Source organism: Erythrobacter sp. S267 (assembly GCF_057365045.1).
Map to the genome: position 1 here is coordinate 2,057,490 of NZ_CP200298.1, position 18,754 is coordinate 2,076,243.

Sequence of the window (18,754 nt, forward strand, 5' to 3'; positions counted from 1 at the left end):
TTTTCTGAGGCTTAGAAGTTGTACTCAACCGCCGCGAAGAACTCACGTCCGTTGAGGTCGAATCCACCGCCCAGCGGGACGTTGGAGATCGACAGAACTTCATCACCATCCACCAGCGGCGGATCTTCGTCGAACAGGTTGGTGATACCTGCGCGAATTTCGAAATTCGAACCACGATAGCGCAGTGCCAGCGTGTGGACGAAGTAATCGTCCGCAAAGCCAACGTCGCGGCAGAAGATACCATCACCTGCGATAGTGGTCGGACCGCTTCCGTCAGGACCGGTAGAACCGAAGCCGGTGCAGGTGTTGCCCTGGAAGCCGGTATCTTGGCCATCCGGGCCAAAACCGAATGCATCGGAATCAGGGTCGATACCTGTGGTGTCCTGCTCTTGCTCACCAACCCAGCGAGTCTGCCAAGTCAGCAACCAATCCTTCCAACCTGCAGTGAAGGTCGCACGCCCCGTCCAGCTTGGGAAGAAGAACTCACCTTCGAAGTTAGCCGTATTCGCAACACCAGCTGCATCAATGAACGTGTTCGAACGCTCAATCAGGTGGTTGGCACGCAGGTCCAGTGCGAGATCGAAGACTTCGCCGCCGATCGTCACGTCCTTGCCGAAGCGAGCGTTGAGATCGACACCACGTACTGTGTCGGAGTCAAGGTTCACGAATGCCAGCGGAGCTTCCGAAATCAGGCCGAAGTTCGACGGTGCCGGATCAACGATCAGCTGATCGCAGAACTGGCTGCGAATGCCATCCTGGCGAGTGAAGCAATCATTGACGGCAAATTGCAGGCCCGGACGAACCACCGACTGCTTCACCTTGATGTCGTAGTAGGTGCCCGACAGCGAAAGTTCAAAGCCGGATGGGAAAGTGTCTTCGAACGAGAAACCAGCCGTGATCGACCGCGAAGTCTCCGGCTCGAGATCGAGCGAACCGCTGGTCGAAATCTCGACCGAGTTGGTCTGGAACAGACGCGGCGTACCACCGATACCGACGGCGTCAATACCAACGGTTGTCGGGTCACGACCTTCACGGATGCAGTTGGCGAGCGTCGCTGCGTCGCGGTTATCGTCCGCTGCGCTGTAAGCGTTGTTGACAAATGCCTCTTCCGGAACCGCACAAGGATCGAACGCACTCAAGAAGCCGGTTTGGCCCAGCAGGAAGTTCTCACGCAGGTTCGGTGCGCGGAACGATGTACCGTAGCTCATGCGAAGCAGGAGCGGGGTAACCGGACGCCAGCCGCCCTTGACCGAGAAAGTTCCAGCAGTGCCGTAGAACTCTTCGTCCGTCACACGGCCCGAAACGTTCACCGTCAGCTCTTCGACCAGCGTCTTGCCAGCGACCAGCGGAAGGTCAACCTCAGCAAAAGCTTCTCGGATCCACTTGGAACCAACCGCACCAAGGTCAGAGATGATGTTGAACTGAAGGCCGTTCGCTTGAACAAAGTTCGGGTTCGAGTTGATCTCGTCCTCACGCCATTCAATACCGATCACGGCTCCAACCGGACCACCTTGGAGATCGAACAGATCACCTGTGGCGAAGGCTGAGAACACGGTTTGCTCATACACCGTACGGAACGAACGATCGTCGAACAGGTAGTTCTCTTCTTCGGCCGTCAGTTGACCGCGGAACACGCCAAGAATGTCAGGGCGGAACGGGTTGAAGGCAACGCAGCCCTCAAACAGTCCGGGTGCCGCAAATTCTGGGTTGGCGAGCTCTTCGGGACCAGCACAAGGAGTGATGCCTGCAGTGTAACCAAATGCGCCCTGCACGATGGGGTCGTTCGAGAACGGAACGCTGGGATCGTAATCATCTGCGATGCCATCGTTGTTGAAGTCGATCACACCGTCGCCGTTAAAGTCGAGGGTTGGGTCAACACCAATTGAGAGCGCATAGCGGTCTTCACGAATACCACGCGAGCTCGTCGTACCATCCGAACGGGTGTAGATCGCTGAAACATCGAAGGTCCAGCTGGGTGAAATGAACGGCAGATCACCGCGAATACCCACAACACCGCGATACTGGTCGAGGACCGAGCGGAAGTTATCACGGTCACCAATCAGCGAGAAACGCGGCGAGACAGGCATATTCAGGTTCAAACCGAACGGACCCTGCCCGTTGAAGATACGCCCTTGGTCGAAGCAATCGACGCCGGTACCCAGAACGTTAGCGGGGTTACACGGGTTGAAGGGGTTTTCGCCAGGGAATGACGCAATAGCCTGAGTGATCCGGCTGTTGCGCGATTCAACTTCACTGCGCGAGTAAAGAAACTCAAAGTAAGGCGTCAGGTTTGCTTCGCCTGGCAGCGTGTACTCACCGTAAGCAAACGCGTTGTAGCGATCTTCACGCGGAATGAAGACACCCTCCGGGAAGACACCGTTGGTCGAGAAATCCGCAAAGCGGATATCCTGGATACCGTCGCCGTCAAGGTCGACGGGATCGCCGTTCACAAAGCCCGATTCGGTGAAATCCGGAACACCCGACTGGCCTTCGCCTGGGGTATAGTAAAGAACACCAAAGTTACCGAAGTCAGTGATGATCGAGCGACCAAGCCCCTGACCACGACGCTTACAGGCTTCAGGAGCCTGAGTGACAGCACCATCTGTGGCCAATTCGGCATCGATAAAGTCGAGCAGGCCGACCGTGCGGATCTGGCCATCCGAACCGATTTCGTAGTGGGTTTCACAACCCGCAAGGAAGTCACGGTCCTGGAAACGGACTTCGTCGCGGCGGTTGAACTCAACGCCGACACCAAAGAAACCGCGGTCAAGGTTGATACCGTAAGCGGCGCTGACGTTGAAGTCACGGTCGCTGCCCATTTCATTGTAGGCACCCGCAGCTTGTAGCTCGAGGCCGTCAAAGTCCTTGCGCAGCTGCACGTTAATAACGCCGGCAACAGCATCCGAACCGTAAACCGACGATGCGCCGTCAAGCAGCAGGTCAATACGCTCAATCAGAGCAGATGGCAGCAGGTTGATCGATGGAGCACTCGGCGAACCCTGCACACCAGACGGCGCGAGGCGGCGACCGTTCAGGAGGAGCAGCGTCCGGTTTGCACCGAGACCGCGAAGGTCAACGGTTTGCTGACCCGGGCCGTTGTCGAGCACGAAGCCCTGGAAGGTTGCGTCGATCTGCTGGCCAGTGGCCGCTTCGTCGCGCTGGAGGATCTGGGAGGGGTCGAAAGCGCCGATGTTACGCTGCGTTTCGCCCGAGATAACCTGAAGCGGCGAGATCGAAGAATAGGTGTCGCGGACAATACGCGAACCGGTAACGGTGATACCACCGGGTGCCGGAGAATCGGTTTCGTCCTCGCTCGTGACGTCTACCTGCTCTTCATCTTCATCCGAATCTTCGTCGGAACCGGCGTCCTGCGCATTCGCGGGACCCGCGACTACAAAGGCGAGTGCCGACGCTGAGAACGCAAGCGCCTTCAGCGAATTGTTGGAAAACTTTTTCATGATCACTCCAGTTGCAATAACCAGAACCTGGACCACGAATTCAGATTGGAACTGCGCAGCTTACCCCCTGCACTTCACCAATATACCCTGAACGCAGTCCAGCCCCTGCGGTGACAAGGTTTGTGCAATAGCGAAGAGCAAGTGTAAATGTACGGTTCAGGAAGAACCCACGTTTCGCGCCATAATTTCGCCTTGTGTTGCGAGAATCCCACAATGACTGGACCGGATCGCTCCACCATGCTGCATTGCACTATATTATTTGTGCTTTGAGGGCGTTTCGCACGCAATATTCCGTCTCGGTGCTGAGAATCGGTTAAGAATCGGCTAGGACTTGGGTGCATTTCTTCGCCCGTATGACGCACGGTCCCGGCGAAGCTGCCTGAACTTGTCGGTCAGACCATCTCCATGTTCAGCTCGCCATCGCCTTCATCGATCTTGAGCGTGACGCCATCCGACACCTTGCCCTCGATCAGCATCTCCGCCAGCGGGTCTTGCAAGTAGCGCTGCACCGCCCGCTTCAAGGGCCGCGCGCCATAGACCGGGTCGTAGCCCACCCTTCCCAGCCAGCGCAAAGCTGCCTCGGTCAGATCGAGGGTGATCTTGCGGTCATCGAGCAGCTTCTGCACGCGCTTGACCTGGATCTTCACGATGGGCGCCATGTGCTCCATCGCCAGACGGTGGAACAGGATGATCTCGTCCAGCCGGTTGAGGAATTCGGGGCGGAAATGCCCGCGTACCACATCCATCACCTGATCCTCGACATCCTTGACCTTCTGATCATCGCCCAGGTTCGACAGGAACTGGCTACCGAGGTTCGAGGTGAGGATGATGAGCGTGTTGGAGAAATCGACCTTCCTGCCCTGCCCATCGGTCAAATGCCCGTCATCGAGCACTTGGAGGAGCACGTTGAAGACATCACTGTGCGCTTTCTCGACCTCGTCGAACAACACCACCTGATAGGGGCGGCGGCGGACGGCTTCGGTAAGCACGCCGCCTTCGTCATAGCCGACATAGCCCGGAGGCGCGCCGATGAGGCGGGCAACGGAATGCTTCTCCATGAACTCCGACATATCAATGCGGACCAGCGCCTGATCGTCGTCGAACAAGAACTCTGCGAGAGCTTTCGTGAGCTCGGTCTTGCCGACGCCGGTAGGGCCGAGGAACAGGAAACTGCCCATCGGACGGTTCGGGTCCTGCAATCCGGCGCGCGCGCGGCGCACCGCTTTCGAGACCGCCGTGATCGCGTCCGTCTGGCCGATCACCCGCTTGCCAAGGATGGCTTCCATATCGAGCAGCTTTTCGCGCTCGCCTTCCAGCATCTTGTCGATGGGAATGCCGGTCCAGCGCGACACGACGTTGGCAATGTCCTCTTCAGTCACTTCCTCACGCAGCAATGCGTTTTCCGTGAGGTCTTCGGCTTCGGCGAGCTTCTTCTCGAGTGCCGGGATCGTGCCGTAGGAGAGCTCGCCCGCTTTCGCCAGGTCGCCGGAGCGTTCGGCTTGTTCAAGCTCCAGCCGGGCTGCGTCCAGCTCTTCCTTGATCTTGCCCTCGGCCTCGATCTTGTCGCGTTCGTTCTGCCAGCGCGTCGTGAGCTCGCTGGACTCCTGCTCCACCTGAGCCAGCTCCTTGCGCAGATTTTCGAGCCGTTCTTTGGAGGCGCTGTCATCCTCTTTCTCCAGCGCGGATTCCTCGATCTTCATCTGGATGATGCGGCGGTCGAGGACTTCGATCTCTTCCGGCTTGGACTCCACCTCCATGCGAATGCGCGACGCCGCCTCGTCCATCAGGTCGATGGCCTTGTCGGGCAGGAAGCGGTTCTGGATGTAGCGGTCCGACAGCTTCGCCGCCGACACAATCGCGCCGTCCGTTATCCGCACGCCGTGGTGCAGCTCATACTTGTCCTTGATCCCGCGCAGGATGCTGACGGTGTCCTCCACCGTCGGCTCTTCGATATAGACCGGCTGGAAGCGGCGCTGGAGCGCGGGGTCTTTCTCGACATACTTTTGGTACTCATCGAGCGTCGTCGCGCCGATGCAGTGCAGCTCTCCGCGAGAGAGGGCAGGCTTGAGCAGGTTGGAGGCGTCCATCGAGCCTTCACTTGCACCCGCTCCGATCAGCGTGTGCATCTCATCGATGAACAGGATGATGTTGCCATCGGCGTGGCGGACCTCATCAAGGATCGATTTGAGCCGTTCTTCAAACTCGCCGCGATATTTTGCACCCGCAATCAGCGCGCCCATGTCGAGGGACATCAGCGTGCGGCCCTTCAGGCTGTCGGGCACGTCGCCATTGGCGATGCGCAGGGCGAGCCCTTCCGCAATCGCGGTCTTACCCGTGCCGGGCTCACCGATAATGGCGGGGTTGTTCTTGGTCCGGCGGGCGAGGATCTGAATCGTGCGACGGATTTCCTCGTCCCGGCCAATCACCGGATCGAGTTTCCCGTCGCGCGCCGCCTGCGTCAGATCGCGGGCGAACTTCTCCATTGCGTCATAGGTGCTTTCAGCGTTTGCGCTGTCCGCCTTCTTGCCCCCGCGCAAGTCTTCGATGGCCGTGTTGAGCGCCTGCGCACTGACACCGCCCGCTTTCAGAGCCTTGCCTGCTGCGCCCTGATCCATCGTCAGCGCAGTCAGCATCCGCTCGACCGTCACAAAGCTGTCGCCCGCTTTCTCCGCCAGCTGCTCGGAATTGTCGAGCGCGCGGACGAGGTCATTGTCCATGCCCGGCGTCGATTGCGCACCGCTGCCGGTCACAACCGGAATCTTGGAGAGGGCCAAGTCAACCGCAGTCACTGCTGCAGGAGCATCGCCCCCTGCGCGCTGGATCAGGCCAGCGGCCATGCCCTCTTCATCTTCGAGCAGCGCTTTGACCAGATGCAGCGGCGTGATGCGCTGGTGGTTCATGCGGATCGCGACCGTTTGCGCAGCTTGCAGAAAGCCCTTGGCGCGGTCGGTGAATTTCTCGAGGTTCATGGCGGCTCCTTTGCCTCGTCCCTTGGCCCGTCCTTTGGCGGCAGGAGGTTGCGGGGTGTGTTACTCAGGTAGGTAGGTTTGCGTGCGACTTTTGCAAGCCCGCTTGACGTCACCTCCCACCCTCGCGATTGTCAGCGTCAAGAGAGATATTGAGAGAGAGCCGCGTTTCCCATGAAAATCGTCAAAGCCGTATTCAGCGGCCCAATTCTGATCGGCGTCGTAGCGCTGTGTGTCACTGCGTTCATCGCGCTCGCCACATGGGAGCCGTTCTTCGCCGAGCAGGCCGATTACTCGCCCGAAAGCTGGGAGACCTACGAGGCGGAGATCGTGCGCGACGAATATGGCGTGCCGATGATCTATGGGGAAACGGATGCGGATGTCGCCTTTGGCGTCGCGGTCGCGCATGCGGAGGATGACTTCTTCACCCTGCAAGACGTCGTTGCCATGTCGCGTGGCCGCTATGGCGCGATTGCGGGTGAGGATGGAGCGCCGCTCGACTACGCCTACCATCTGGTTGACGCGCGTGGGACGGCGGAGCGGGATTACCCCACACTGCCGGAGGACACGCGCGCTTTGCTGGAAGCCTATGCAGCCGGGCTAAATCACTACGCCGAAAATCATCCCGAAGAGCTGAAGCTCACCAACCTCTTCCCCGTCAACGGCGTGGACATTGCGGCGGGTTTCGCCCTGCGCCAGCCGTTCTTCTATGGCCTTGGCAATGTCATCGGCCCGTTGGTGGAAGGCGGGGAGCTGCGCCGCGAATTTGGCCCCGACATTCCCGGCTTCCCACGCCCCGAGCCGCTGATCGATCCCGGCGCGATCGGTTCGCTGGCGGAGGAGACCTCCGGAAAAACCGCCCGCCACGACCTCGTCCTGCCTTTGGGTGATGCCGCCGATCACTTGGGCTCCAACGCATGGGCGGTGACACCGGAGCGTTCCGGCGGGCCAACCACGCTCATCTCCAACTCGCACCAGCCCCTGCGCGGCGGGGTCGCTTGGTATGAGCTGGGCGTGCAGTCTGGCGAAGGCTGGCACTTTACCGGCGCGAACTTCCCCGGATCGCCCTACCCCTTCCTGGGCCATAACGAGAATCTTGGCTGGACCAACACGGTGAACCGCCCCGACATGGCCGATGTCTACAAGCTGGAAATGAACGAGGCGGGCGACAGCTACAGGCTGGGCGATGAATGGTTCACCCTCGAAGAGAAGGACGTGATCCTGCCGGTCAAGATGGGGCCGGTGACGCTGCCGATCCCGCGCACGATCTATCGCAGCACGCATCACGGACCTGTGATCAAGAACGACAATGGCGTCTATGCCATTCGCTATGGCGGGATGGGAAAGATCGACCAGCTCGACGCCTATTACCGGCTCAATAAAGCGCAGAACTTTGCCGAGTGGGAAGCGCAGATTGCGCGGCTCGCGATCCCCTCGACCAATTTCATCTACGCCGACCGTGAGGGCAATATCGCCTATGTCTACAACGCCGCGATCCCCGACCGCCCGGAAGACCCTAGCGCCAATTGGCGCGGCATTCTGGATGGCAGCGATCCGGCGCTGATCTGGGAGGGCTCAGTCGCATATGAGGAGCTGCCGCGGATCATCAACCCGGCATCAGGCTGGGTCTACAATTCCAACAACACGCCATTCACCGCAGCGGGCGAAGGCAGTGATCTGAACCCCGGGGACTACTCGCCATTGCTGGGCGTGGAGCTGAAACAGACCAACCGCAGCTGGCGCGCTTACCGCCTGCTGATGGAAGCTGAAGGCCCGCTCGACCGAGCAGCGCTGGAAGCGATGAAATACGACACTGGCTATGAGCGGCTCGGCTACATCGCCTTCCTGTGGGACGAGATCGAAAAGCTGGCCGATCCTGCAACTTCAGCCGGAGAGACAGTACGCGAGGAAGCCGAATTGCTGATGCAATGGGACTTCACCGCCGACAATGAAGGCCCCGCCGATGCGCTCGCTCTGCTGGTGATCCGCGATGTGATGGGGGCGGAGTATAATAACGGAACGATGCCCGATGTCCGCGCGATGCTTGAGAAAGAGGGCAATCATCTGCGCGAGCACTTCGGCCGCCTTGACCCGCCGATGTCCGACCTGCTCCGCCTGCGTCAGGGGGATGTTGACCTGCCGCTCGACGGCGGCTCGGACACTCTGCGCGCCTCGACCTGGTGGGAAGTGCATGATGACGGACGCCTCAGCCTCGTCCATGGTGATAGCTTCATCCAATGGGTCGAGTGGCCCTCCGATGGAGGCCGCGTGGTCTCGCGCTCGGTGCAGCCGTTCGGAGCCGCCACAACGCGCCCGAACAGCCCGCATTACACCGACCAGATGCAGCTCTATGTCGACAAGCAGTTGAAGCCCGTTCGCTTCTATGAAGACGACGTGCGCGCCGCTGCGAGGAGCGCGAAGACAGTCACAAACGCGCGCTAAGCCCCTCGCTGACGTTACGGCTTTGGGCGCGCATCCAATAGAGGTTGAACACCCCTCTCAACCCTGTAAAAACACTCCCAAGCCAAAGCCCTTGGACGGGAGGATGGCGATCATCGAAGGCCCCTGGCTCGGGGACCGAAATTCAAGGGAGAATACAAGATGTCAGTAGCAGGAACTTATCAAACCACCGTCAAGAGCCCGATGGGCGACCAGGCCGGCACCTTCACCGTTGAAGACAATGGCGATGGCACGTTCTCCGGCAACATGGCCGGCGGCATGGGCTCGATGGATGTCGAAGAAGGCAAGGTCGATGGCAACACCATGACCTGGAAGATGAACATGACCGTTCCGATGCCGATGACACTGGAATGCGAAGCAACCGTCGACGGCGACGCGCTGACCGGCACCGTCAATGCAGGCGCTTTTGGTGCCATGCCATTCTCAGGCACGCGCGCCTAAGTTTCACCCGCCTAGCTAGTTTGCAAAGACCCGTCGGAGGCGCAAGCGCTTCCGGCGGGTTTTTTAACACGGCTATGAGCTTGAAAAGCATTTTCGCCATCATTAAACGGCATCCCAGGCTACAAAGGGACTTACACTATGCGTTTTAGTATACTTCTTCTTTTGGGTTTGGCAGTCAGTGGCTGTGCTTCGGTGCCCAATAACTATGCGCCCGTGACCGAGCAGATAAGTAGTCCGGCGTTAAACCAAGTTGCCACCGCCACCTTGGGTGAAAGCATGCTTCAGCAGGGAACTGCTACACTCACTGCCGGAGTTTATCTGCCACAAGCGAATAACGTCCGCGGTTTTATTTTAAGTCCAGGCTTTTACCCGAAGACGGGGGAAGAAGATGGCCGGGTCTTTACAAGCTTTCAAACTAGTCGGAACGGCGCAGAGCTCGGTTATGTAACCTTGGAGGGAGGTCTAACCGGACAGTTCTATTTTCCAAGAAGCATTCGTTTCGAGCGGGAGAAGCAAGAAACATGTGTTATTGCGCCGGGCGCCTATGGGCTGAGCCAGCCCTATTGCGACACCGAGTATGCTTATCAATTTACCGAGCGCCCGATTATTAACTCAAACGATTTTCAACAAACCCTGATTTATAGTGGTCGAGTAGGAGACCGTATCAGGATCAGTTATAGAGAGTTCTCAGGGAACATGGCGCGCTCAGCCTTCACCAATGAGGCTGAGTACGATCTAACTGAGTCATCGATGATTGCCTACAAAGGTGCACGGATCGAGGTCATTGATGCGGACAATGAGTCGATCACCTATAGAGTAGTCTCGAATTTCAACGTTGGCTCCTGAGCACCACCTCAAACTTCATCAGCAGGGTGCGCTGGCTGGCGGAGAAATTGTCGTCGCTGACGATGTAGAGGAAGGTGCGTTCTCCCTCCTCGCGCACGGCGATGCCTTCGAAATTGTCGACCTCGTTGAAGGGGTGTCGCAGGACCGAGATTTCTTCGACATCATCCACGCCGCGAACGCGGACGATCCCGGCGCTGTTGCCATCGGTCGGCGAGTAGCTTCGGAAGAGGACGAAGACCGAGCCATCAGAGGCTGTGTCTGCGCCAGTTGGGACCGCCCCGAGTTCGGCCATCTCGTCAGGAGCAGACAGCCCGAAATGCTCGGGCGCCCCGCCGCTCGGTTGCCATAGGCAGTTGGTAAGGGTCGGTGTGGCTTCACGCTCAACACAGGCAAAAAAGACCTGATCGTTGAAGGCGAGTGCTTCCAGCCCGGCATTCTCTTCAAGCGAGCCGAAGAACCTGACGGGGTCGATATAGGTCTCTCCCGCAGGGCCGAGAACGCCTTTATAGGGCAAGGCGCGGTGGTCGCGCTCAAACCCGACGATCCAGCCACCATCGGGGTTGCGCGTCAGGCTTTCGCTGTCGCCCCGCTCTTTGCCCGTCAGAGGTTTGCCATCGAGGCCGAGCATCTCAAACGCGCGTGCTCCGTCAAGTGAGACCAGCCGGTCGCCCTCTTCTTTGAGGTTGAGCCAGACCCAGCGTCCGTCATCGGTGATCGCTGTGAGGCGCTCGGCTTCCCCCTCCCAGACAAGACCCGAAAGCCCGCCGATATTCTGATCCATGCGCGGAATATCGAGCCCGCCGAGGTAGCGAAGCTCACCGACCTGATCGAGCGCGGGGTCCTCCTCCGAAAGGGGCACCTGAAGCAGCTCAGTCCCATCCCGTTTGAACGGCTGATGGACGTGGATGTAGCCCGCAACAACCAGCGCCGCGACCAGCAATGGTCCCCATAGCGCAAGTCTCACAGCCCAGCTTGGTAACGCTTTGGCCATGGGGCGGCTTAGCCCAACTTGCCCTTCAACAGCTGGTTCACGACCTGCGGGTTCGCTTTGCCCTGCATCGCCTTCATCGTCTGGCCGACGAAGAAGCCGAAGAGCTTGTCCTTGCCGGCCTTGTATTGCTCGACCTTGTCCTCGTTATTGGCGAGGATTTCGTCGATGGCGGTTTCGATGGCTCCGGTGTCGGAGACTTGCTTCAAGCCCTCCGTATCGGCGATTTCGTCGGGTTCACGGCCGGTTTTGAGGACGATCTCAAAGATTTCCTTGGCCTGTCCGCCGCTGATCTCAGACTTGTCTTGCATGGCGAGGATAGCGGCCTGGCGTTCGGCAGTCGCATGCTCGACATTGGCTTCGTCGCCGATGGACTTGATTACGCCGGGAGCCACTGACAGCGCCCAGTTTGCAACCTGCGTTGCGACCTTCGGCTCAGGCTTGCCGATGGCTGTGGCTGCGGCGGAGAGCAGCGTTTCGAACCGCGCAAAGGTCTCTACCTCGGCGGTCAGCTCGCGCGCATTGTAGGGCGTAAGGCCCAGCTCTGTTTCATACCGCACGCGCTTGGCGTCCGGAAGCTCTGGGAGCGAGGCGCGGCACGCTTCGAGGAAGTCATCCTCCAGCACCAGCGGCAGCAGATCGGGGTCAGGGAAGTAGCGGTAATCATGCGCGTCCTCTTTGGAGCGCATAGTGCGGGTCGTACCGGTGGCGACATCGAACAACCGCGTCTCCTGATCGACCGTCCCGCCGCTTTCGAGCACATCAACCTGACGGTTCGCCTCATATTCGATGACCTGCATCACAAAACGCACGGAGTTCACGTTCTTGGTCTCGGTCCGAGTGCCAAGCTCTTCGCCCGGCTTGCGCACCGATACATTGACGTCCGCGCGCATCGAGCCTTCTTCCATGTTCCCGTCGCACGATCCAACATAGCGCAGAATTGAGCGCAGCTTACGCACATAAGCGCCAGCCTCCGCCGGTGAGCGCATGTCGGGCCGAGAGACGATCTCCATCAGCGCCACGCCTGAACGGTTGAGGTCAACGTAAGACATCGTGGGGTGCTGATCGTGCATCAGCTTGCCCGCATCCTGCTCGACGTGAATCCGCTCAATCCCGATGATCTTGTCCTCGGGAATACCGTGTTTCTCATCCGCTTCGATCAGCAACGATCCCTCACCCACAATCGGGTGGTAGAGCTGGCTGATCTGATAGCCCTGCGGCAAATCGGCGTAGAAGTAATTCTTGCGGTCAAAGCGCGACCATTTGTTGATCTCAGCCTCAATCGCCATGCCGGTGCGCACCGCCTGACGGATGCACTCGGCATTGGGCACGGGCAGCATGCCGGGCATGGCTGCATCGACGAGGCTAACCTGCGAGTTCGGCTCTGCGCCAAAGGCGGTCGAAGCGCCGGAGAACAGTTTGGCCTCGCTCGTCACCTGCGCGTGGACTTCAAGGCCGATCACGACCTCCCATTCGCCGGTGGCTCCCTGAATGCGATAGGTGCTCATGTCTTTATGGGTCTCTTACTTCTCTTGTTTGCCAAAGCTTGCATCAGCAGCATCAACGCCGAGCAAGTGGTTTTCAACCGTGCGCATCTCGGTCTTTATCATGTCGACGAAAACGCCGTTACCATTGATATTGATCCCTTCAAGCAAGCGGATCGAGGCGTCCTTATACTCGGGATAGGCTTTCAAATCGCGAATGCAGGCGACCAGCAGCGGGCCGTCCAGCTTGCGATCCTTGGTCTTGGTGAAGGCATATTCAAACTCGCGGATCAGCTCGGCATATTCGCGCGCCCTCCCACGGGTGGTGACGGGTTGTTTGGGCTTGCGCTTGGCCACCATGAAGGCGAGCGCCACCATGACCCAGAAGGGCATCACAACCCCGGCAATGATGAGGCCAATAATGGTCCACTCAAACGAGCTCATGCGCTGTCCTCTTTTGGATCCTTCTTGTCACCAATCATCTTGCCCTCGGCATCAAACCGCGCCTCGCCATAGTCGACATTCTTGCGCACCCAATTGGCGAACATGAAGGTCAGCGGGATGGCGAGCATAATGCCGATCCCTGCAAGGATAAGGGGCAAGTCGGGAGTCATGACAACCTCTCAGCCGTGAACGGGCTTGAGGTCAAGGGGCTAGGGGAAATCCTCATGGCCGCGCCTTTGCCACCTTGGGGGCGGACGCGCTTCCACGCGACAACCATTTGCGCGACAGATCCCGCCCCGGCTTCTCCACCAGATAGTAGGAGATGAAGGAGGCAATCACCACGATAGCCAGCATGGCGAGCATGAACAGGTCGCCCATCAATGGCGTGCCTTCGATGATCGTGCGCCCGCGCCCATCGACGCTCACATCGGCTAGTTTGGTCACTTGCAGGACCTCTCCCAGCCGCCCCTGGAGGAAGATGTGCACCATGTAGATCGAGTAGCTGACAAGGCCGAGCTTCTGGAAGACGGCATTGTCGAGCGCCCTGGAAACAACGCCCCGTTGGCTCGCAAGCACGAAGATCATGCCCGAGAACACGAGCGGCGCCGCAAAGGTCGCAAGGCCGCTTGCAAGGCTCACAAACACGCAGGTGATGGCGAGCACTGCCAGCTCCCAGCCCGTCCCGCCGATACCGCCATAGCGGCGGAAGGCGTGATAGGTCAGAACGCCCGCTCCGAAGCCGAAGATACAGCGCAGGATGCCGCCATTGAAGGTAATGTGGAGGTCCTTCGCGTAAGAAATCATGATGATCGGAGTGACCGCCACCAACACCGCCGTGATGCCGAGCAGCCAGCGCTTGGGCGCGAGGAAGATGAAGGCGAAGAGGAAATAGGTCCAGATTTCCGCCGCGATGCTCCACGCAGGACCGTTCCAGCCTGCCCCTCCTGGAATGCCGAAGCTTTGGAGGAGGAAGATATTCTGGAACAGCGCGCCCAGGCTCCTCTGCGCAGTAAACGGATCGCGCGAGACATATTGCGAGAGCGTGTCGGCGAAGAACACCAGCACCAGCTCCAGCGCAATAAACGCCAGCAGCACCGCGATATGCAGCGGATAAATCCGCCCCATGCGCAGCCCCATGAAGCGGCCAATGGAGACCGCGCCGCTACCCAGCCGCTCGCCATAAGAATGCGCGATCACAAAGCCGGAGAGGACAAAGAAATAGTCCACGAACAGCCAGCCGTTCTGCACGATCGGTATCTGCGCGAGAAACCCTCCGGTGCGAAAGTGATACATCGCCACCAGCAAAGCGCAGATCCCGCGCAGAGCATCGAGAACGTCGAAGCGGAGGGGCGCATCCTGTGGAGGCGCGGTGGGTGTCACCACCACCGCTCTGGTGCATGGTCGAAGCCTGCGCGTTGCTGGATTGCGAGGCCTGCGTTCAGCACGCCTTGCTCGTCGAAGGGCTTGCCGACCAATTGCAGCCCCAGCGGGAGGCCGCCCCCGTTCAGGCCAGCAGGCACGCTCATCGCGGGCAGGCCGGCTAGGCTTGCGGGGACGGCGAAGACGTCGTTCAGGTACATCGTCAGCGGATCGTCATTGAGGCTGCCCAGCGGGAAGCTCGCCGTTGGCGTCGTCGGCGCGAGGATCACGTCGCACTGCTCCCAAGCCTGCTCAAAGTCGCGGGCGACCAGTGCGCGGACCTTTTGCGCCTGGTTGTAATAGGCGTCGTAGAAGCCGGCTGAGAGCACATAGGTGCCGATCAGAATGCGGCGCTTTACCTCGTCGCCAAAGCCGTCGTGGCGCGTCTCGGCATACATGTCCTGTAGCCCCGCACCCTCCGGCAGAGAGCGCTGGCCGTACCGCACGCCGTCATAGCGCGCGAGGTTGGAGGACGCCTCTGCTGGCGCGATGATATAGTACGCAGGCAGCGCATATTTCGTGTGCGGCAGCGAGATATCGACGATCTCGGCTCCGGCATCCTTCAGCCATGCCTTGCCCTGCTCCCAGCTGTCGAGGATCTCCTGATCGGTCCCCTCCATCCGGTATTCTTTGGGGATGCCGACTTTCTTGCCTTTGATGTCAGCCGACAGAGCCGCTTCCCAGTTTGGCACGTCCATCTTCAGGCTCGTCGCGTCCTTCGGGTCAAAGCCCGCCATCGCTTCGAGCATGATCGCGCAATCCTCAACCGAGCGCGCCATCGGCCCTGCCTGATCGAGCGAGGAGGCAAACGCCACCACCCCCCAGCGCGAGCAACGGCCATAGGTGGGCTTGATCCCGCAAATGCCGGTAAAGGCGGCAGGCTGACGGATCGAGCCACCCGTGTCGGTGCCGGTCGCAGCAGGCGCGATGCGCGCGGCGACAGCTGAGGACGAACCGCCCGAGGAGCCACCCGGGCTCATCGCGGCATTTGTGCCCTCTTTACGCCAAGGCGAGGAGACGTTGCCGAAATAGCTCGTCTCATTCGATGAACCCATCGCGAACTGGTCAAGGTTCAGCTTGCCCAGCATGCCCGCACCTGCATTCCACAGGTTCTCGGACACGGTGCTTTCGTACTGAGGCGTGAAGCCTTCGAGGATGTGGCTTGCTGCGGTGGTCTGGACGCCGTGGGTTGCGAACAGGTCCTTCATCCCGATCGGGACGCCCGCCATTGTGCCGAGCGTCTCGCCAGCCGCGCGTGCTTTGTCAGTCGCGTCAGCCGCCGTCAGAGCGTGCTCCGGGGTCGGTACGATAAAGGCGTTGAGGGCGCTTGCTTCGGCCACAGCCGCGTTGAAGCTTTCCGCCACTTCGCGCGCAGTGAAGTCTCCGCCAGCGACACCGTCGCGGATGGCTTTGACGCCGAGTTTCGTGAGGTCGCTCATTCTATTCGATCACCTTCGGGACACCAAAGAAGCCGTGCTCGGCTGCGGGCGCATTGGCGAGGACATCGTCGCGCTTGCCGCCACCCGTCTTGGGATCGGCATCGACGACGTCATCACGCAGGCGAAGTTCATTCGGGATCACAGCCGCCATCGGCTCGACCCCGGTCACATCGACCTCGCCCAATTGTTCCACCCATTCGAGGATGTTCGAAAGCTCGGGCGCAAGCGCCTCAAGCTCTTCATCGCTCATCTTGATACGCGCCAAAGAGGCAATCTTGGCGACCGTTGCTTTATCGACTGACATGACCGAGCGCTTAGCGCTGCGAGCGAGCGCCTTCAAGCGGGAGTTGCACGTGTTTGCGCGGGATACGGCAGACAATCACTCAAACGCGCCGCTTGCAGGCTCGCCATCGATGTAGAGGCGCTGTCCGACGAAGGGGCGCAATTCGATGGTGGAGCCCTCGTTCACCTCAGGCACTTCGAAGCGATATTGCTCTTGGAGAGACCCATGGCGGATCGCGATGACACGGACATTGTCGCTGGCTTCATCACCGACCTCGGCCTCTTCATAGAGGAGGAATTCCGGGTCGCGACCCCCGCCGACCAGCACGAGCAGCGGCTGACCGTCATGCTCACCGACTTCGACCACGCGGCAATCCGTATTGCGACAACGATAGGGTTGTGCCTCAAGGAAGGCTCGCACAGCGGTTTCGACCTCCTCGCTGCTGGTCTCAACCGGAACCTCTTGCGCCATCTCTGCATCGTCCGGTGAGAGATAGTCCCAGCGATTCTCCGCCTTCTGCGCCTCGGCTGCCAGTTCGGCGATCTTGGCGTCGTCGCTTTGCGCGAGCTTCTCCAAAGCCTCCCGCCCCTCATCGCCAAAGTCGAAACGCAGCGCGCGGTAATCAAACTCCGCGACGCTCACCGCGCCTGATTGCAACCGGGCGAGTTGGTTGGAGGCGGAGATGCTGCCGAAGTTGAAGATCGGCAAAGCGAGGATGAAAGCAATCGCGCAGGTCAGCACGGCAAGGTGCAGGTTCGCTTGGCGCAAGTATCCGCGCCAGCCGTCCTTGCGCCCTCTGATTGCGGAGACGAAATAGGCAACGCCGTAACCGACCGCGACCGCAATCGCGACCAATGCCCACAGGCGCTCTGGGCTCAGCCCGTGCTGTGCGATCCGCGTGCCCATAGACACCGAAGCCATGACAGCAAGCGGCAGGATACCCAGCGCAAGGACAAAACCCGCGATGCGCAGGACCCGCGATTGACTGGTTTGCTCATCCTCATCGCGCACCACGGCATTCGTGAGGACAAAGCACCCGACCGCAATCGCAAGCAGCAGCGGCGTCGCGCTGCGGGTTGCCTCCCACAGCACGTCGATGCCCGACACCAGTACTGCGAGCAGGAAAATCACCAGCGCAATCGCAAGCGGCACGGCAAGGATCGACAGCACCAGCAGCACCACATTCTGCAAGGTCCCGATGATCCGCAACTGGTTGCGCAGCACGCCCAAAGCCGCGCCAAAGGTCGCGCCGGAGAACATCCAGCCAAACCAGCCTTCGCGCATCAGGTCGCGCAACAGGTCGATCTCGATTGTCTGGAACAATTCAGAAAGAACCACGAAAAGCAGCCAGGACAGGCCGGTAAAGGCAAGCGCGCCTGCCCCCGTGATGGCATCGGTCCAGACGTGGAAGTGGGTCGCCTTATAGCTGGTCGCCAAGCGGTCGCGGTGGAAACCTGCTTGATAGAGTGGGAGCGAGAGAGTGATCGCCAATATCCCTGCCGCAAGCCAGAAGGACGCGTCGGAATAGCGTTCCCCCACTTCGGCCGTACGCCATGCGATTCCGGCCATGACCAGCGCGACAGCAGCAGAGTAGATCGCAGCCGACTTCCACTTGACCGGAGACAGTGTGAAGGCCGCCGCCAAGGGTCCAAAGACAAAAGCAGCTGTCAGCGCGATGCGCCAAGGTTCCTGCGTGAGCCCGTAATCGCTTGCGAAGTGGACGATCAACCCCGCAAGGCTGAGCATTCCAGCGAGCACAAAGGGACGCTCGCGCCACTCTTCCAGTGCGCTTTGATCTTCCGAACCTGTTTGAACTTCGCTCATCGCGATCCCCCTCTTACCCGAGCGGGATTGGTCTAGCGCAGGTGAACCCTAAATGAAATCAGGGGTCTCAAGGTTTCAGGGTACCGGAATGGCCTCTGGAGGCACACCCTCAGGTCCGCCCTCACGACTGCCCCCTGCACTGCCCTCTGATCCATCGGGGCCGCCAAGGCTGCCCTGCATAGCGCGCTGTAGGATCATCAGATTGCGATCAAATTCCTCGCGCCCCATGATGCCCATGACCTCAACCTCAAAGATCAGGTCTGCATCAGGCGGGATCGGCGCACCGGGAGGCGGTTCTGACCCGTAAGCCATGTCGGAAGGGATATAGAGCTCGTACTTGCCGCCCTCCTGCATCTGCTGGAGGCCTTGGTAGAAACCGGGGATCGTCGCGCCCTCTTCCACCGGGAAGGGAGAGCCTTCGGGGAAGATGCCCTCGACGGGGATCGGGATGTCCTGCGATTCGTCGAACACTTCGCCATTGGCGGCCAGGCTGCCCTTATATTTAACGAAGACCATGTCCCCATCCACCGGGAAATCCCCTTCACCAGCGACAATCGTATCGACGCTAAAGCTCTTGGGCACGGCGGCCCAGGCAAGGCCTGCTCCGATCAGCATGGCAACAATCACGCCGATCCATATCTTGGTCAGCGAGCCCGAAGCTACGGGCTGGAGTGGTACGCGGGTGACTTCGGCCATTGGTGA

14 protein-coding genes are annotated in these 18,754 nt (G+C 59.8%); 3 read left to right on the plus strand and 11 right to left on the minus strand.

All coding sequences use genetic code 11. The features are described 5' to 3' along the window. Nucleotides 1-11 precede the first annotated feature (11 nt). Both AC0V6X_RS09745 and clpB read right to left on the minus strand, forming a co-directional pair. On the minus strand, nt 12-3,458 hold the full coding sequence (locus AC0V6X_RS09745) for a TonB-dependent receptor domain-containing protein (RefSeq protein ID WP_486184359.1): 3,447 nt from the start codon (nt 3,456-3,458) through the stop codon (nt 12-14). Nucleotides 3,459-3,850: 392 nt separating this feature from the next. Continuing rightward, entirely contained in the window at nt 3,851-6,427 is a 2,577-nt protein-coding gene (gene clpB / locus AC0V6X_RS09750) for an ATP-dependent chaperone ClpB (protein WP_486184360.1), read from the minus strand. 171 nt (nt 6,428-6,598) lie between these two features. Here clpB and AC0V6X_RS09755 point away from each other — a divergent pair, with 171 nt between their 5' ends. The 3 genes from AC0V6X_RS09755 (at nt 6,599) to AC0V6X_RS09765 (ending at nt 10,171) form a co-directional block, all read left to right on the plus strand. Further along, entirely contained in the window at nt 6,599-8,866 is a 2,268-nt protein-coding gene (locus AC0V6X_RS09755) for an acylase (RefSeq protein WP_486184361.1), read from the plus strand. Between the two features lie 159 nt (nt 8,867-9,025). Continuing rightward, nucleotides 9,026-9,325, plus strand: a complete 300-nt coding sequence (locus tag AC0V6X_RS09760) for a hypothetical protein (RefSeq protein WP_486184362.1) — start codon at nt 9,026-9,028, stop codon at nt 9,323-9,325. 138 nt (nt 9,326-9,463) lie between these two features. Then, the gene (locus AC0V6X_RS09765) at nt 9,464-10,171 is read left to right on the plus strand and encodes a hypothetical protein (protein WP_486184363.1); all 708 of its coding nucleotides are present in this window, start codon (nt 9,464-9,466) and stop codon (nt 10,169-10,171) included. Here the strand turns inward: AC0V6X_RS09765 and AC0V6X_RS09770 are convergent. The 9 genes from AC0V6X_RS09770 to AC0V6X_RS09810 form a co-directional block, all read right to left on the minus strand. Then, nucleotides 10,155-11,162 carry an esterase-like activity of phytase family protein gene (locus tag AC0V6X_RS09770; RefSeq protein WP_486184364.1) on the minus strand — a complete coding sequence of 336 codons (1,008 nt, stop codon included), beginning with the start codon at nt 11,160-11,162 and terminating at the stop codon, nt 10,155-10,157. The two genes, AC0V6X_RS09765 and AC0V6X_RS09770, sit on opposite strands and share 17 nt — an antisense overlap. An 8-nt stretch (nt 11,163-11,170) precedes the next feature. Continuing rightward, complete coding sequence (gene gatB / locus AC0V6X_RS09775; RefSeq protein WP_486184365.1) at nt 11,171-12,667, minus strand: Asp-tRNA(Asn)/Glu-tRNA(Gln) amidotransferase subunit GatB; 1,497 nt, start codon at nt 12,665-12,667, stop codon at nt 11,171-11,173. A 15-nt stretch (nt 12,668-12,682) separates the two neighbouring features. Further along, the gene (locus AC0V6X_RS09780) at nt 12,683-13,087 is read right to left on the minus strand and encodes a hypothetical protein (RefSeq protein ID WP_486184366.1); all 405 of its coding nucleotides are present in this window, start codon (nt 13,085-13,087) and stop codon (nt 12,683-12,685) included. Further along, complete coding sequence (locus AC0V6X_RS09785; RefSeq protein ID WP_486184367.1) at nt 13,084-13,257, minus strand: glutamyl-tRNA amidotransferase; 174 nt, start codon at nt 13,255-13,257, stop codon at nt 13,084-13,086. Before AC0V6X_RS09785 ends, AC0V6X_RS09780 begins: the two co-directional genes overlap by 4 nt. 52 nt (nt 13,258-13,309) lie before the next feature. Beyond that, nucleotides 13,310-14,467 carry an acyltransferase family protein gene (locus tag AC0V6X_RS09790; protein ID WP_486184368.1) on the minus strand — a complete coding sequence of 386 codons (1,158 nt, stop codon included), beginning with the start codon at nt 14,465-14,467 and terminating at the stop codon, nt 13,310-13,312. After that, entirely contained in the window at nt 14,464-15,945 is a 1,482-nt protein-coding gene (gene gatA / locus AC0V6X_RS09795; protein WP_486184369.1) for an Asp-tRNA(Asn)/Glu-tRNA(Gln) amidotransferase subunit GatA, read from the minus strand. The genes AC0V6X_RS09790 and gatA overlap by 4 nt, the downstream gene beginning before the upstream one ends. A 1-nt stretch (nt 15,946) precedes the next feature. Further along, nucleotides 15,947-16,249, minus strand: a complete 303-nt coding sequence (gene gatC, locus AC0V6X_RS09800; RefSeq protein WP_486184370.1) for an Asp-tRNA(Asn)/Glu-tRNA(Gln) amidotransferase subunit GatC — start codon at nt 16,247-16,249, stop codon at nt 15,947-15,949. A 75-nt stretch (nt 16,250-16,324) separates the two neighbouring features. Continuing rightward, nucleotides 16,325-18,052 (minus strand): DUF4153 domain-containing protein, encoded by a 1,728-nt coding sequence (locus AC0V6X_RS09805; RefSeq protein ID WP_486184371.1) that lies wholly within the window; start codon nt 18,050-18,052, stop codon nt 16,325-16,327. 75 nt (nt 18,053-18,127) lie between these two features. Beyond that, nucleotides 18,128-18,748 carry an FKBP-type peptidyl-prolyl cis-trans isomerase gene (locus AC0V6X_RS09810; protein ID WP_486184372.1) on the minus strand — a complete coding sequence of 207 codons (621 nt, stop codon included), beginning with the start codon at nt 18,746-18,748 and terminating at the stop codon, nt 18,128-18,130. Nucleotides 18,749-18,754: the final 6 nt, after the last annotated feature.

Coding starts and splice junctions, on each gene's coding strand:
- AC0V6X_RS09745 (WP_486184359.1), bottom strand. CDS start 3,458: ATGAAAAAGTTTTCCAACAATTCGCTGAAGGCGCTTGCGTTCTCAGCG.
- clpB (WP_486184360.1), bottom strand. CDS start 6,427: ATGAACCTCGAGAAATTCACCGACCGCGCCAAGGGCTTTCTGCAAGCT.
- AC0V6X_RS09755 (WP_486184361.1), top strand. CDS start 6,599: ATGAAAATCGTCAAAGCCGTATTCAGCGGCCCAATTCTGATCGGCGTC.
- AC0V6X_RS09760 (WP_486184362.1), top strand. CDS start 9,026: ATGTCAGTAGCAGGAACTTATCAAACCACCGTCAAGAGCCCGATGGGC.
- AC0V6X_RS09765 (WP_486184363.1), top strand. CDS start 9,464: ATGCGTTTTAGTATACTTCTTCTTTTGGGTTTGGCAGTCAGTGGCTGT.
- AC0V6X_RS09770 (WP_486184364.1), bottom strand. CDS start 11,162: ATGGCCAAAGCGTTACCAAGCTGGGCTGTGAGACTTGCGCTATGGGGA.
- gatB (WP_486184365.1), bottom strand. CDS start 12,667: ATGAGCACCTATCGCATTCAGGGAGCCACCGGCGAATGGGAGGTCGTG.
- AC0V6X_RS09780 (WP_486184366.1), bottom strand. CDS start 13,087: ATGAGCTCGTTTGAGTGGACCATTATTGGCCTCATCATTGCCGGGGTT.
- AC0V6X_RS09785 (WP_486184367.1), bottom strand. CDS start 13,257: ATGACTCCCGACTTGCCCCTTATCCTTGCAGGGATCGGCATTATGCTC.
- gatA (WP_486184369.1), bottom strand. CDS start 15,945: ATGAGCGACCTCACGAAACTCGGCGTCAAAGCCATCCGCGACGGTGTC.
- gatC (WP_486184370.1), bottom strand. CDS start 16,249: ATGTCAGTCGATAAAGCAACGGTCGCCAAGATTGCCTCTTTGGCGCGT.
- AC0V6X_RS09805 (WP_486184371.1), bottom strand. CDS start 18,052: ATGAGCGAAGTTCAAACAGGTTCGGAAGATCAAAGCGCACTGGAAGAG.
- AC0V6X_RS09810 (WP_486184372.1), bottom strand. CDS start 18,748: ATGGCCGAAGTCACCCGCGTACCACTCCAGCCCGTAGCTTCGGGCTCG.